Origin of the sequence: Pseudomonas sp. K5002, assembly GCF_013386655.1 — a bacterium.
Classification (GTDB): Bacteria; Pseudomonadota; Gammaproteobacteria; order Pseudomonadales; family Pseudomonadaceae; genus Aquipseudomonas.
On the sequence record NZ_JACARK010000420.1, the window covers coordinates 15000 to 28779 of the forward strand.

Sequence of the window (13780 nt, forward strand, 5' to 3'; positions counted from 1 at the left end):
GCGGTAACGAAGAAGCGGCCTCCAGGGGCCGCTTTTTTGTGCGCGTCATGCCAGACTGCGGCCGTTATCACACCCACGCTAACGGAGGATCTACATGACGATTCGTGCAGTCGTTTTTGATTTCGGCGGTGTCCTGTTCGACTGGAACCCGCACCATCTCTACCGCCAGCTGATTACCGACGACCGGGAGCGCCAACGGTTCCTGGACACCGTCTGCACCCAGGCCTGGAACACCGAGCAGGACGCCGGGCGCAGTCTGGCTGAGGGCACCCGCGCGCTGATCGCCGAACATCCGCAGCATGCACCACTGATCCAGGCGTACTACGACCGCTGGCACGAGATGCTGCGTGGTTCATTGCCGGAGGGCGTGGCGATCCTCGAAGCGTTGCATGAGGCGAAGATGCCGCTGTTCGGCCTCACCAACTGGTCCGCCGAGACCTTTCCCTATGCCCGCGCCCACTATCCCTTCCTGCAGTATTTTCGCGACATCGTGGTGTCCGGCGAAATCAAGCTGATCAAGCCCGATCCTGCGATTTACCACGCCAGCCTGGCGCAGGTGCGCGCCCATTTGCCGGATATCCAGCCGGGTGAAGTGGTGTTTATTGACGACGTAGCCGGCAATACCGAGGCGGCTACTGCGCTGGGTTGGCAGGGGATTCACCACGTGTCTGCCGCGCAGACCCGGGAGCGCTTGATCGAGCTGGGGGTGAGCCTCTAGCGCGCCCATTTCTCCATGACGAAATCCACGAACGCCCGCAGCTTGGGCAGGCGATAGCGGTCCTGGGCGTACAGCAAATGCATGGGCCGGCTGGGCAGTTGGTAGTCCGTCAGTAATGCCACCAGTTTCCCCGCCCGCAGGTCTGGCTCGACCAGGGCGTCAGGCAGCATCACGATGCCCATGCCTTCCAGGGCAGCCTGGCGCAAGGCCTGCGAACTGTTGATGGTCAATGAGCCGGAAACCGGAATTTCCACTTCGCCCTCTGCGCCGCGCATTCGCCACAACTTGTCGGCGTTGCGCCAATCGTCGGTCGCCGGGTAAGCGAACGCCAGGCAGTCATGTTGCTGCAGGTCATCGGGGCGTTGAGGTGTGCCACGGCGCGCCAGGTACTCCGCAGAGGCGCAGAGGGTGATGGTGTAATCCTGCATGGGGCGGGCAATCAGGCTTGGCGCGTCCAGGTCGCCCAAGCGGATGGCCACGTCGAAGCCGCTGTCGACCATGTCCATCCGCTGGTTGCTCAGCACCACGTACAGCTTGATCTGTGGGTAGCGCTGGGAAAATTCGCTGAGCGCCGGTGCCAGGCGTTCGGTGCCAAAGGCCGGTGGTGCGGTGATCCGCAGCAGGCCCTTGGGTACGTCACTGTTGGCTTGTTCGGCCATCTGCTCGGAGTCGGCCACCAGGCCCAGCACCTCCAGGCAACGCTGGTAATAAATCCCGCCAAACTCGGTCAGGCTTTGCTTGCGCGTGGTGCGCTTGAGCAGGCTGACCCCCAGCCTTTGTTCCAGCGCGCGCAGGTGATTGCCGACCATGGTGGTGGACATGCCGCACGCCTGCGCCGCCGCCGTCATGCTGCCGGCTTCCACCACTTTTACGTACACCGTCATCGACTGGAACAGATCCATTATCAAGCCCTGATTTAAAGTGATCGCAGTGTTGTGCAGTTTATCCAGCTCGGGTGGCTAACGATACTGGTGCCATCACTACGATGCACTGGAGCCTGATGCCATGACCGCCGCCTGCCTGATGACCACTTATCAACCGTCGCCCCTGAGCTTTACCCGAGGCCTTGGCACGCGCCTGTGGGACCAGCAGGGCCGTGAATACCTGGATGCGGTGGCAGGTGTGGCGGTGACCAACGTCGGTCATTCCCATCCGCGGCTGGTAGCGGCCATCAGTGAGCAGGCCGGTTTGCTGCTGCACACCTCCAACCTCTACAGCATCGACTGGCAGCAGCGCCTGGCCCAGCGCCTCACCCGGCTCTCCGGGCTGGACCAGGCGTTCTTCAACAACTCCGGTGCCGAAGCCAACGAAACGGCGCTGAAGCTGGCCCGGCTGCATGGCTGGAAAAAGGGTATCGAACAGCCGCTGGTGGTGGTGATGGAGAATGCCTTTCACGGGCGCACCCTGGGCACCCTGTCCGCCAGCGACGGGCCTTCCGTGCGGTTGGGATTTCAAAAACTGCCGGGGGACTTTATCAAGGTCGGCTTCGGTGACTTGAAGGCGCTGGAGGCCGTGACCCGGGAGTTTGGCCCGCGCATTGTTGCGGTGCTGCTTGAGCCGATCCAGGGCGAAAGCGGCGTGCAAGTCGCGCCGCCGGGCTATCTGAAAGCCTTGCGCGAGCACTGCAGCCGGCAAGGCTGGTTGTTGATGCTCGATGAGATCCAGACCGGGATCGGCCGTACAGGTCGCTGGTTTGCCTTCCAGCATGAAGGCATCGTGCCTGACGTGATGACCCTGGCCAAAGGCCTCGGCAACGGTGTGCCGATTGGCGCGTGCCTGGCCCGGGCCGCTGTTGCGCAACTGTTTACCCCCGGCAGCCACGGCAGCACCTTCGGCGGCAACCCGCTGGCCTGCCGTGTCGGTTGTACGGTGCTGGAGATCATCGAAGAACAAGGCCTGCTGGACAACGCGGCGCAACAGGGTGAGCGGCTGCTGGCGCGCCTGCGGGTGGAATTGAACGAGCATCCCCAGGTGCTGGCGATTCGCGGGCAGGGGCTGATGATCGGCATCGAACTGGCAACACCTCACCGCGACCTGGCCCAGCGCGCGGCGCAAGAGCATGGCCTGCTGATCAACGTCACCCGGGGCAAGATCATTCGCCTGCTGCCGCCGCTGACCATCGATGCCAAGGAAGTGGAGATGATCGTGCGCGCACTTTCCCGGCTTCTGGACTAAACACGGATGAGGCTGACGCGGAGCGTCACTGGCTGCATTCCCACGCAGAGCGTGGGAACGATCAGTCAAACGGGGTAGCTGGAGCCCACCTGCACCCCGTTCAGCCATTCCTGGTTCAGGGTCTCGGTATCCCCCAGGTAATCCAGCAACCAGGCCATGGCCGGCGACAGTTTGTTCTGTGCCCAGGCCACGCACGACGGGCTGGCAGGGAAGGGCCGGGACAGTTGCAGGGCGCTCAGCTCGCCGCGCTCGATCCACGGCTGCACCAGGTGCGTCGGTGCCATGCCGACGCACAAGCCGTCCCGCAGGCAATCAATCGCCGAAGCCCAGTGCGGCACCACCAAACGACGCTGGTTATCCAGGGTCCAGGTGTCGCGCTTGGGCAGGTTGCGCGAGGTGTCGGTCATGCACAGGGAGGCGAAGGGCCGCAATTGGTCATCGCTGAGCAGGCCTTCGACCGCTGCCAGCGGATGCCGGCTGCTGACCACGCACAGCCAGTTCAGCAGGCCCATGTCACGAAACGTGAATTGACTGGCCACCGGCACCGCGCTGGTGGCGCCGATCACGATATCGGTGCGGTCATCGGCCAGGGCATCCCACACCCCGTTGTACACCTCGTAATCCAACAGCAATTCCACCTCCGGGAACTGCCGATAGAAATCCAGTACCAACTGCCGGCAGCGCTGCTGTTTAACGATGGAATCCACCGCGACTTTCAACTGGCCACTCCAGCCATTTGCCACTTGCTGGCACAGCCGGCGGGTGCCGAGCATTTTTTTCATGACGCCGCGGGCTTCGTCGATGAACAATTTACCTGCGGGTGTCAGCTCCACATCCCGATGCCGTCGGACGAACAGCGGCACCGCCAGCCATTCTTCGAGTTGCCGCACGGTGTAGCTGATGGCTGACGGCACGCGGTGCAGTTCCTGGGCGGCGGCGCTGAAGCTGCCGTGGCGGGCCACTGCATCCACCACATCCAGGGAATATTCAGACCACATGGGGTTTGCCTTCAAAATTATTGATAAGAGTGTCCAATTATTATCGCTTCACAGGGATTTGCTCAGCTTCATAATAGGCGCCAGTCAGCAAATAGTTTGATGGCAGGTTATACAAGGCTTCAATGAAAAATTCTTTTGGATTCACCTGGTACCTGGCGGGGCTGAGCATGCTCGGCTATCTGGCCATGGATATGTACTTGCCGGCGTTTGGCGCCATGGGCGAGCAACTGCAGATTTCCCCCGGCGCGGTGGGCGCGAGCCTGAGCATTTTCCTCGCCGGCTTTGCCGTCGGGCAGTTGCTGTGGGGGCCGCTGTCCGACCGGTTGGGACGCAAGCCGGTGCTGCTTACGGGCCTTTCCCTGTTTGTGCTCGGCTGCCTGGGGATGTTCTGGGTCGAGACCGCACCGCAACTGTTGGCCTTGCGTTTTGTCCAGGCGATTGGCGTGTGTTCCGCCGCTGTCAGTTGGCAGGCGCTGGTGATCGACCGCTACCCGGCGGACAAGGCCCATCGGGTGTTCGCCGGCATTATGCCGCTGATGTCACTGTCTCCGGCCCTGGCGCCATTGCTGGGAGCGCTGATGCTGAATCACTGGGGCTGGCAGGCGATCTTCGGTGTGTTGTTGGTGGTTTCGCTGCTCCTGCTGCTGCCTACGTTGTTTCTCAGGCCGCTGCCGAAACGCCTGACAACCGGCGGCGAACCGTCCCGACTCGGCTATGGGCAATTGCTCAAGTCGCGGGTGTTCACCGGCAACGTGATGATCTTTGCCGCATGCTCGGCCAGTTTCTTCGCCTGGCTTACCGCCTCGCCGTTCATCCTTGGCGGGATGGGCTACAGCCCGAATGACATCGGCTTGAGCTACGTATTGCCAACGCTGTCGTTCCTGATCGGTGGCTACAGTTGCCGCAGTGCGTTGCAGCGGTTCCAGGGCAAGACTTTGTTGCCGTGGCTGCTGCTGGCGTACTGCATCAGCATGGTCGCGCTGTACCTCGTCGCGACCTTGACCGTGCCGACGCTCGCCACCTTGCTGATTCCGTTCTGCCTGATGGCCCTGGTCAATGGCGCCAGCTACCCGATCGTGGTGGCGAATGCACTGATGCCGTTTGCGGAAAATTCCGGCAAGGCGGCGGCATTGCAGAACACCTTGCAGTTGGGGTTGTGCTTCCTGGCGAGCCTGATCGTGTCGTCGATGATCGACCAGCCGCTGTTGATCACTGCGATCGTGATGCTGGCGACCGCGCCATTGGCCGTGTTGGGCTACTGGCTGGCGCGACCGAAGGTCGACGATGGCGATGCCGACCTGGTGCGCGCCCGCTAGAACGTCACTTCCATGTTCACCGTCGGCGTTGACGTGCGGCTACCCCGGCCGCCGTCCACGCCGAACTTGTTATGCCAATACTCATAGCCGACGCCCAGGTAGAGATTGGGCTTGACGCCTTTGCCCGGACGCACCGCCACCATCAGCGCGGTGCGCATCAGGGTTTCCGGCGCGGTGTCGCGGCCATGGAAGTCTTCGCCCTTTTCCCCGACGTGATTGATAAACCCCTGAAACTTCGCCCCGTGGTTGCCGATCTCGAAAGGCCGCATCCAGGTCAGGTTGAGCATGTAGGTATCGTCGAAGGTGTGATCGGGTTCTTTCGCGCCAGGGATGCCGGAATGGTTTCTTTCCTTGTAGTACATCAGGCTCAGGTCCAGCACGCCGACGGTGTTGAACTTCAAGGTCGGGCCAATCACCAGCGCGCGTTTTTTCGCCGAGGCCAGGTTGTTGTTGCGGTTGGCGTCAAAGCCGAAGGTGAGGGCGTAATCCTTGATCACCCCGGTGCCCAGCGGTACATCGAATACCCGTGAGGCATACAGCTGATGCCGGTACACGGCATACACTTCGCTGCCGCCGTGGTCGGTGCCCTTGCGTGGGTCGCGGCTGTCGGACAGGAACACATCGAGGTTCAGGTAGTTGCTGCCGTACTGGTAGCCGCTGGCGTGGGTGAAGCTGTAGATGCGCTTGCTGAATTCATCCGGGTTGTTCGGGTTGGTGAACTGCTGGCCGTAGCGAAATCCCAGGCTGTTGTTCATCCATTCCAGCGCGACAGCCTCCCCGCCGCCGAACAGGGTGAGTAATACGGTTGCGCCGTGCAGTGCCTTTTTCATTGTTTTAATTCCTTTGGCGTTTTGGCTCATGGCGACCGCGCAAGGGTCGCCGGGCGCAGTATCGGCACATCCGTTGTAGGTTCCAAAGAACAGAATCTCGCCTGGGCCGATGCCAAAACGGCAGCACTGAAACTGGCCTGAGAGTCAGGAAATACGCGGCGCCCAGGGTGTTTCCTGATGTTCGCGCAAACTGATTTCTTCACTGAGCAGATGGGCCATGGCTTGCACCGCCATCGGCAAGTCCCGGTCTTTGCGGGCGTACAGGCCGAGGTCGCTGAAGATCCCGCCCTGGTCGCTGAGCGGAATGTGCAGCAGTTCGCCGCGGGCTAAATCTACCTCCACGCCAATGCGCGTCTGGAACGCGATGCCCAGTTGCTGGCGCGCCAGTTGCCGGGCCAGCTCCATCGAGTTGCTGTGCAGCAATGGCTTGTTCGTCGCCGCCGAACGCTTGTGCAGCGGTGCGATCAGGTGGTGAACCGAGAGCTCGCTCTTGGCCTGGATCACCCCGTGTTCACAGCAGCGCGCGTAACTCACGCTGGTTTCACCGGCCAACGGATGCCCCGGTGCCATCAACGCCCCCAGGCGGAAATGGCCGACACACACCTGGATGGTTTCGCTGCTGCGCGGTAAGGCAAAGGCCAACCCCAGGTCAGCCTGGCCGTTGACCACCGCACCGGGAATCGATTGCGAACCTTGTACCGTGACGCCAATGGTCACTTTCGGATAACGCTCACGCATGCGCTTGAGGGCGGCGGGCAGCAGCTCCACAGTGGCGCCTTCCACCGTGGCGATTTCCACGTGGCCGGTCTGCACACCGTTCAAGCCATCCAGTTCACCGCGCACGCGCTCCACGTCCTGCAACAGGAAACTCACGTGGCGGGTCAGGATTTCCCCGGCCGCCGTCAGGCGCAGGCCGCCGGGCAGGCGCTCGAACAGCGCCGCACCCACCTCGTCTTCCAGCTTGAGGATCTGCCGGTTCACCGCCGAAGACGCCACGTTCAGGCGGCGCGCGGCTTCGCGGATCGAGTGGCAGCGGCGAACCATGTCGAAGTAGTAAATCGCCGGGGCGTGGATGCGCAGCTTGCGGTTGAGCATTTTTTTCAAGTCCTTGTGCGCAGCGCTTCGAGCCACGGGGCAGGGCGGCTGAATGGATTTTTGTAACGGCGTTCAGGGTGTTCTTGTGAAAATGATTGTATACAACTCTATGGACATCCAATCTTTCTATTGCATACAGTGAGTGCACAACAAAAACAGAGAACCCCTCACCATGACTATCCCGAAGGCGTCACCGCAGCGGCCAGAAGATGAGAATCTCGGCGTCGCGGCCAACATGGCTTACGGCCTGCAGCATGTGCTCACCATGTACGGCGGCATCGTGGCTGTACCGTTGATCGTCGGCCAGGCGGCCGGGTTGTCGCCGGCCGATATTGGCCTGCTGATCGCTGCCTCGCTGTTTGCCGGAGGCCTGGCTACGCTGTTGCAAACCCTGGGGCTGCCGTTTTTCGGCTGCCAGTTGCCGCTGGTGCAAGGGGTGTCCTTTGCCGGGGTGGCGACCATGGTGGCGATTGTTGGCAGCGACGGTGCGGGTGGCATCCCGGCGATTCTCGGGGCGGTGATGGCCGCCTCCCTGATAGGCCTGCTGATCACCCCGGTGTTCTCGCGAATCACCAAATTCTTCCCGCCGCTGGTCACCGGGATTGTGATCACTACCATCGGCCTGACGTTGATGCCCGTCGCCGCCCGCTGGGCCATGGGCGGCAACAGCCGCGCCGCAGATTTCGGCAGTATGCCGAACATCGGCCTGGCGGCGCTGACCCTGGTGCTGGTATTGCTGCTGAGCAAGATCGGTAGCGCGACCATCTCGCGACTGTCGATCCTGCTGGCGATGGTGATCGGCACGGTTATCGCGGTGTTCCTCGGCATGGCTGACTTCTCCAGCGTGACCCAGGGCCCGATGTTCGGCTTTCCCACACCCTTCCATTTCGGCATGCCAACCTTCCACCTCGCGGCGATCATTTCCATGTGCATCGTGGTGATGGTGACGCTGGTGGAAACCTCGGCGGACATTCTTGCAGTGGGTGAAATCATCGACACCAAGGTCGACTCCAAGCGCCTCGGCAATGGCCTGCGTGCAGATATGCTGTCGAGCATGTTTGCGCCGATCTTCGGCTCGTTCACCCAGAGCGCGTTTGCACAGAACGTCGGGCTTGTGGCGGTTACCGGGGTCAAGAGCCGTTATGTGGTCGCCACCGGTGGGATATTCCTGGTGATCCTCGGCCTGCTGCCGTTCATGGGGCGGGTGATTGCGGCAGTGCCGACTTCGGTGCTGGGCGGGGCCGGGATCGTGCTGTTCGGCACCGTGGCTGCCAGTGGTATCCGGACCTTGTCCAAGGTTGATTACCGCAACAACATGAACCTGATCATCGTCGCCACTTCCATCGGTTTTGGCATGATCCCGATTGCGGCCCCGAGTTTCTACGATCACTTCCCGAGCTGGTTCGCGACCATTTTCCATTCGGGGATCAGTTCGTCGGCGATCATGGCGATCCTGTTGAACCTGGCGTTCAACCACTTCACCGCGGGCAACTCGGACCAGCAGTCGGTATTCGTTGCCGGGACGGAACGCAGCCTGTGCTTCCAGGACGTGGCGGCGTTGCGGGACGGGGATTACTTCAGCGGCGGCAAGCTGTTTGATGCCGAGGGCAAGGAAATTCCGTTGCTGGAGGAAGTGCCGAAGAAAGCGGCGGTGCACGGCAGGGCACAGACCAGCGAGGTGTAACAGCCACAAAGAGTCCAATGTGGGAGCGGGCTTGCTCGCGAAGGCGGTGTGTCAGTCGCTAAATATGCTGACTGATCCACCGCCTTCGCGAGCAAGCCCGCTCCCACATTTTGATCTCAGCCAGTCTTGAGCGTTCTGTGGGGCACCGAACAAGCCTCATCCAGAAACTGCACCACCGTCCCCATGCACGCCTGTCGCTCTTCAACATGCGGCATGTGGCTGGAGTCTTCGAACAGCGCCCAGCGCACATCGGCAATCTCATCCAGGAACGGCTTGACCACCAGCGGCGTGGCCTCGTCATGGCGACCGGAAATCACCAGGGTCGGCACATTGACCTTCGACAGCCGGCCGATCACGTTCCAGTCTTTCAAGCTGCCAATCACATGGAATTCCGTCGGGCCGCTCATGGCGTGATACACCGTCGGGTCCGAATCCACCTGGGCGAATGTGCGGGCGACTTCTTCCGGCCACGGATTGACCCGGCACACGTGCTGGTCATAGAAAATCCGCGAGGCGGCCAGGTACTCAGGGTCCTGGTAGGTGCCGGCCTGTTCATGCTTGAGCAAGGTCTCGTGCACGCCTTCAGGCAGTAGCTTGCGCAGGCGGTTGGCCTCGGCAACCCAGGTACGCATGCAGGTCGGCGAGTTGGCCGGAATAAATGCACGCAGGCCCTTGGGTTGCAGGATGGCGTGTTCGCTGCCGAGCATGCCGCCCCAGGATTGACCCAGGATCGCGTAGTTGTTGCTGATCTGCAGATGGTCCAGCAGGTTGTCCAGTTCTTCGAGGAACAAGCCGACGGTCCAGAATGAAGGGTCTTTGTCAGGCAGGTGGGTGGAGCGGCCGTTGCCCAGTTGGTCGTAGTGAATGACCGCGTGGCCACTGGCGGCTACGTCCTTGTAGGCATCGACATAATCATGGGTACAACCCGGGCCACCATGGAGGATGACCAGCGGCGTGAGGCCGCTGTCCAGGTTGCCGGTTACCCGATACCAGGTCTGGTAGTCGCGAAAGGCCGCATAGCCTTCGCGGATTGTTTCGATGAATTCCATTTCGTGCCCTGCCCTGAGAAAAAGTGATCAGGTACACGATAGTCGGCACAGAAAGTTTAAGTAACTAGCAAAACAGCTAGGTTTTTCCTTCGGATCAGTCTTCCAGCAGCCGGTAATGAGTGGCCCTTACCACCGCTTGCACCCGGTTCTTGGCCCCCAGTTTGTGCATGGCCGACGCCAGGTGCAGGGTAACCACTGCCAGGGAGCGGCTCAATTGCGTGGCGATTTCGGCGGCGGTCAGGCCGTCGGCGGCCCATTTCAGGCATTCGCGCTCACGCTTGGTCAGGCGGATATGCGGGTAGGAGCGCAGTTCCTTGCTGAAAAGCGGGTAGGCCGCTTCCTGCAAGGCGTGGGTAATCAGGCTGAATTCCGACAGCGTCTGGCGGGCGTCCTGCAACACGGCGCTGGCCTTGCCGGTGCGCAGGCCGGTCAGCGAGGCGAAGCCGCCACGGGGCAAATGGATCGGCACGCTGACGCCGCAGGTCATCTGGCGGTCGTGCAAGTAGCTGGAAACCGGGGCGTGGCAGGGGTCGATGATTTTTTGCAGCGCGGTATCGGCCTTGGCCTCGTAGGACCACACAAATGGTGAAACCGTCGACAGCGCGAGGTGTTGCACCGGATCGATCTGATAAAAACCGGAGCTGCACCACAGGTTGTACCAGTCGGGCGGGGTATTGCGCAGTTGCAGCACAGAAGGGGTGATCAGTGCACCATTATGGTCAATGGGCACGGGGGTGTAGTCGTAGACCAACGCATCAAAACCCAGGTCCTGGGCCAATACGAGGGTGTTGTCCATCTGTTCATCCAGGCTCCTGCCGGGGATGAGACGGTCATTAAACGCAGTTAGCCTGGCCAGCATCCGTTCTGCTCCCGATTTCATTTGAATCTCGTCTTGCTGCAAGTAGAATGCCACGCCCCGGCGAAGGACTGCCAGACCAAACCTATAAGAATTACCAGGTTATGGACACGCGGCATCCTCGGTAGTGTTGGCCTCTAAACGGCCACTCTCCACAGGGCCGACACACAACAAGGAATGTATGCATGTGGCGTGAAATTGCCCCCGACCAGCGGTACAACGTGCAGGTCGATGGCCACAACCTCGTGGCCTATAGCTTTGGCGAAGGCGATGAGGTGTTGCTGTGCCTCAATGGCGGCCCCGGGCTGCCTTGCGACTACTTGCGCGACGCCCATGGCTGGCTCAAGGACAGTGGCCTGCGAGTGGTTGCATTCGACCAGCTTGGCACGGGCGCTTCAGCCAGACCGACCGATGTTTCGCTGTGGGAAATCAGCCGTTATGTCGAAGAAGTCGAAACCGTGCGCCAGGCCCTTGGCCTTGGCCGCGTGCACTTGCTGGGGCATTCCTGGGGCGGATGGTTGGGCATCGAGTACGCCATTCACTACCCCGATGCGCTGAAAAGCCTGATCCTGGAAAACACCGTCGGCGACATTCCGCACCTGTCCCTCGAGCTGGAACGCCTGCGCGGCGCACTCGGTAGCGAAACCGTGGCGATGATGCAACGCCATGAAGCCATGGGCACCCTCGATCACCCGCAGTACCAGGCCGCCATCACCTTGCTCAACTACCGCCACGTCTGCCGCCTGGACGAATGGCCGGCGCCGGTCCAGCGTTCCCTCGGCGACTGGAACATGGGGCCCTACGAAACCATGCAGGGCCCCAACGAGTTTCTCTACATCGGCAACCTCAAGGACTGGAACCGCATCCCCGAGATGGCCGAGTTCAAGATGCCGATACTGATCACCACCGGGCAGCACGACGAACTGACCCCGGCCTGCGCCATGCGCATGAAAAGCGCGGCCCGGCACGCCGAGCTGCACGTGTTCCCCAACAGCAGCCATATGCCGTTTTACGAAGAGCCCCAGGCATACTTCCCGGTGCTGCTGGACTTCCTCGCTCGTCATCGAGGCTGACGGATGAACCTGGCGCGTTACCGTTTTGTGCTGTCCCGGCCGCTGCAATTGCTGCCGGTGCTGTTTGGCATCAGCCTGATCACCTTTGTGCTGGTGCGCTCGATTCCCGGCGACCCGGCGCGGGCCCTGCTGGGTTCGCGCAGCACCCCGGACGCCTTGCTGAAGATCCGCGCCCAGTATGGCCTCGACCAGCCGCTGTGGCTGCAATATTTCTACTTCCTGAAAAACCTGCTCAAGGGCGACCTCGGCCAGTCACTGCTGTACAAGGTCGACGCGCTGAAACTGATCGTCACCCGCATCGAGCCGACCCTGTTCCTGGTGCTCGGCAGTGTGCTGCTGGCGCTGTTGATCGCCGTGCCGCTGGCCACCGTGGCCGCGCGTAATAAAGGTGGCTGGGCGGATAACCTGATCCGGCTGTTCACTACGGTGGGCCTGGGCATGCCGGCGTTCTGGCTGGGGTTGATGCTGATCCTGTTGCTCAGCGTGCAATGGGGCCTGTTCCCGGTCTCCGGGTATGGGCGCACCTGGCTGGACAAGGCGCACCACATGGTTCTGCCGTGCCTGACCATCGCCCTGGCGCTGTCGGCGGTGCTGGTGCGCAACCTGCGGGCGAGCATGTTGATGGAGTTGCAGGCTGACCACGTTACCGCCGCCCGGGCGCGCGGGTTGTCGGAGGCGGCGGTGTTTCGTCGTCATGTGCTGCCCAATTCCCTGGTGCCGGCGGTGAACCTGCTGGCGGTGAACATTGGCTGGCTGATCAGCGGCACGGTGGTGATCGAAAGCCTGTTTGCGATTCCCGGCATCGGCCAATTGCTGGTGCGCGGCATCTTCACCCGCGACTACATGGTGGTGCAGGGCGTGGCGATGGTGCTGGCCTGTGCCACCGTGCTGGTCAACTTTGTTGCCGATGTGGTGACGGTCACGCTGGACCCGCGAGTGAAGATGCAATGAGCAGCCGCCCATTGATCGCCCCGTGGCGCCTGCGCCTGCGCTTCGGTTTTCGCAATGGCCGGCTGACGGCGGCCTGGGGCCTGTTGATTCTGCTGACATGGCTGGCGCTGGCCGTGTTCGCCCCCTGGATCGCACCCTTTGACCCGATTGCGCAAAACACCGACATCAGTTTGCTGGGTCCCAGCCAGGCCCATCCATTTGGCACGGACAACTACGGGCGAGATATCCTTTCGAGGGTGATCTGGGGCGCACGCATCGACCTGCAACTGGCGGTGGTCGGGGTGATCTTTCCGTTCCTGATCGGCACCTTCGTCGGTGCGGTGTCCGGCTACATCGGCGGGCGTTTCGACAGCTTCTGCATGCGGGTGATCGACGTGATCCTCGCGTTCCCTTTCCTGGTGCTGATGCTGGCGATCATGGCCATTCTCGGCCCGGGTTTGAAAAGCTTTTACATCGCCATGGCGCTGGTGGGCTGGGTGTCCTACGCGCGGCTGATCCGCTCGCAGATCCTGGTGCTCAAGGAAAGCGACTTCGCCCTGGCCGCCAAAAGCCTGGGCTTTGGCCATGGGCGCATTCTATTCCGGCATTTGTTGCCCAACGCGATGTTCGGTTCGATTGTGTTCTCGATGTCTGACGCAGTGCTGGTGCTGCTCAACGGCGCAGCGGTCAGCTACCTCGGCCTGGGCGTACAACCGCCGACCGCCGAGTGGGGCACCATGGTTGCCGAAGGCCAGGCGTTCATCACCACCGCCTGGTGGATTTGCACCTTCCCGGGCCTGGCCATCGTGACCCTGGCCATGGGCTTCAGCCTGCTGGCCGATGGTGTGGCGCAAGTGCTGGGGGATCGCTCATGAGCCTGCTGCAGGTGCAGGACCTGAGCGTCATCGCCAATAACACCGGGCGCGACGTAACGTTGGTGGACCGGGTGTCGTTCGACCTGGCCGAAGGTGAAATCCTCGGCCTGGTGGGCGAAAGCGGTTCGGGCAAGACCATGGCCTGTCGCGGGCTGATGCGCTTGCTGCCGTCCCCGAGCCT

General features: G+C 61.8%; 14 protein-coding genes. 8 read left to right on the plus strand and 6 right to left on the minus strand.

What is annotated here, in order from left to right; genetic code table 11:
- Window positions 1–94: 94 nt before the first annotated feature.
- Window positions 95–718: an HAD family phosphatase gene (locus tag HX846_RS19310; RefSeq protein WP_087693670.1), complete on the plus strand. Its 624-nt coding sequence runs from the start codon at window positions 95–97 to the stop codon at window positions 716–718.
- Here HX846_RS19310 and HX846_RS19315 read toward each other — a convergent pair.
- Entirely contained in the window at window positions 715–1620 is a 906-nt protein-coding gene (locus HX846_RS19315) for a LysR family transcriptional regulator (protein WP_178965913.1), read from the minus strand. The genes HX846_RS19310 and HX846_RS19315 overlap by 4 nt on opposite strands.
- Before the next feature lie 103 nt (window positions 1621–1723).
- Between HX846_RS19315 and HX846_RS19320 the strand changes: the two genes are divergently transcribed.
- Window positions 1724–2893, plus strand: a complete 1170-nt coding sequence (locus tag HX846_RS19320; RefSeq protein ID WP_102605620.1) for an aspartate aminotransferase family protein — start codon at window positions 1724–1726, stop codon at window positions 2891–2893.
- A 65-nt stretch (window positions 2894–2958) separates the two neighbouring features.
- Here HX846_RS19320 and punR read toward each other — a convergent pair whose 3' ends face one another.
- Complete coding sequence (gene punR / locus HX846_RS19325) at window positions 2959–3891, minus strand: DNA-binding transcriptional activator PunR (protein WP_178965914.1); 933 nt, start codon at window positions 3889–3891, stop codon at window positions 2959–2961.
- Between the two features lie 122 nt (window positions 3892–4013).
- Here punR and punC point away from each other — a divergent pair, with 122 nt between their 5' ends.
- Window positions 4014–5207 (plus strand): purine nucleoside transporter PunC, encoded by a 1194-nt coding sequence (gene punC / locus HX846_RS19330; protein ID WP_178965915.1) that lies wholly within the window; start codon window positions 4014–4016, stop codon window positions 5205–5207.
- Here punC and HX846_RS19335 read toward each other — a convergent pair.
- Together HX846_RS19335 and HX846_RS19340 are read right to left on the minus strand one after the other, a co-directional pair.
- Entirely contained in the window at window positions 5204–6037 is an 834-nt protein-coding gene (locus tag HX846_RS19335) for a nucleoside-binding protein (protein ID WP_177028733.1), read from the minus strand. The genes punC and HX846_RS19335 overlap by 4 nt on opposite strands.
- 144 nt (window positions 6038–6181) lie before the next feature.
- The gene (locus HX846_RS19340; protein WP_102605617.1) at window positions 6182–7132 is read right to left on the minus strand and encodes a LysR family transcriptional regulator; all 951 of its coding nucleotides are present in this window, start codon (window positions 7130–7132) and stop codon (window positions 6182–6184) included.
- A 172-nt stretch (window positions 7133–7304) separates the two neighbouring features.
- Here HX846_RS19340 and HX846_RS19345 point away from each other — a divergent pair, with 172 nt between their 5' ends.
- A complete protein-coding gene (locus HX846_RS19345) occupies window positions 7305–8816 on the plus strand; it encodes a nucleobase:cation symporter-2 family protein (protein ID WP_010176247.1) in 1512 nt (503 codons plus the stop codon).
- 116 nt (window positions 8817–8932) lie between these two features.
- Here the strand turns inward: HX846_RS19345 and HX846_RS19350 are convergent, their stop codons facing one another.
- Both HX846_RS19350 and HX846_RS19355 read right to left on the minus strand, forming a co-directional pair.
- Complete coding sequence (locus HX846_RS19350) at window positions 8933–9865, minus strand: proline iminopeptidase-family hydrolase (RefSeq protein WP_102606483.1); 933 nt, start codon at window positions 9863–9865, stop codon at window positions 8933–8935.
- A gap of 94 nt (window positions 9866–9959) precedes the next feature.
- Window positions 9960–10724 (minus strand): LuxR family transcriptional regulator, encoded by a 765-nt coding sequence (locus tag HX846_RS19355; RefSeq protein WP_008437673.1) that lies wholly within the window; start codon window positions 10722–10724, stop codon window positions 9960–9962.
- A gap of 182 nt (window positions 10725–10906) precedes the next feature.
- Here HX846_RS19355 and HX846_RS19360 point away from each other — a divergent pair, with 182 nt between their 5' ends.
- From HX846_RS19360 to HX846_RS19375, 4 genes are all read left to right on the plus strand, one after another.
- Complete coding sequence (locus HX846_RS19360) at window positions 10907–11794, plus strand: proline iminopeptidase-family hydrolase (protein WP_134325977.1); 888 nt, start codon at window positions 10907–10909, stop codon at window positions 11792–11794.
- 3 nt (window positions 11795–11797) lie between these two features.
- Window positions 11798–12745, plus strand: coding sequence for an ABC transporter permease (locus HX846_RS19365; protein ID WP_003218838.1), 948 nt, complete (start codon window positions 11798–11800; stop codon window positions 12743–12745).
- Window positions 12742–13599 (plus strand): ABC transporter permease, encoded by an 858-nt coding sequence (locus HX846_RS19370; protein WP_003218837.1) that lies wholly within the window; start codon window positions 12742–12744, stop codon window positions 13597–13599. The genes HX846_RS19365 and HX846_RS19370 overlap by 4 nt, the downstream gene beginning before the upstream one ends.
- Window positions 13596–13780, plus strand: a 185-nt coding sequence (locus tag HX846_RS19375) for an ATP-binding cassette domain-containing protein (RefSeq protein WP_178965916.1), incomplete at its 3' end; no start/stop codon positions are given. The genes HX846_RS19370 and HX846_RS19375, both read left to right, overlap by 4 nt.

Coding starts and splice junctions, on each gene's coding strand:
- HX846_RS19310 (WP_087693670.1), top strand. CDS start 95: ATGACGATTCGTGCAGTCGTTTTTGATTTCGGCGGTGTCCTGTTCGAC.
- HX846_RS19315 (WP_178965913.1), bottom strand. CDS start 1,620: ATGGATCTGTTCCAGTCGATGACGGTGTACGTAAAAGTGGTGGAAGCC.
- HX846_RS19320 (WP_102605620.1), top strand. CDS start 1,724: ATGACCGCCGCCTGCCTGATGACCACTTATCAACCGTCGCCCCTGAGC.
- punR (WP_178965914.1), bottom strand. CDS start 3,891: ATGTGGTCTGAATATTCCCTGGATGTGGTGGATGCAGTGGCCCGCCAC.
- punC (WP_178965915.1), top strand. CDS start 4,014: ATGAAAAATTCTTTTGGATTCACCTGGTACCTGGCGGGGCTGAGCATG.
- HX846_RS19335 (WP_177028733.1), bottom strand. CDS start 6,037: ATGAAAAAGGCACTGCACGGCGCAACCGTATTACTCACCCTGTTCGGC.
- HX846_RS19340 (WP_102605617.1), bottom strand. CDS start 7,132: ATGCTCAACCGCAAGCTGCGCATCCACGCCCCGGCGATTTACTACTTC.
- HX846_RS19345 (WP_010176247.1), top strand. CDS start 7,305: ATGACTATCCCGAAGGCGTCACCGCAGCGGCCAGAAGATGAGAATCTC.
- HX846_RS19350 (WP_102606483.1), bottom strand. CDS start 9,865: ATGGAATTCATCGAAACAATCCGCGAAGGCTATGCGGCCTTTCGCGAC.
- HX846_RS19355 (WP_008437673.1), bottom strand. CDS start 10,724: ATGCTGGCCAGGCTAACTGCGTTTAATGACCGTCTCATCCCCGGCAGG.
- HX846_RS19360 (WP_134325977.1), top strand. CDS start 10,907: ATGTGGCGTGAAATTGCCCCCGACCAGCGGTACAACGTGCAGGTCGAT.
- HX846_RS19365 (WP_003218838.1), top strand. CDS start 11,798: ATGAACCTGGCGCGTTACCGTTTTGTGCTGTCCCGGCCGCTGCAATTG.
- HX846_RS19370 (WP_003218837.1), top strand. CDS start 12,742: ATGAGCAGCCGCCCATTGATCGCCCCGTGGCGCCTGCGCCTGCGCTTC.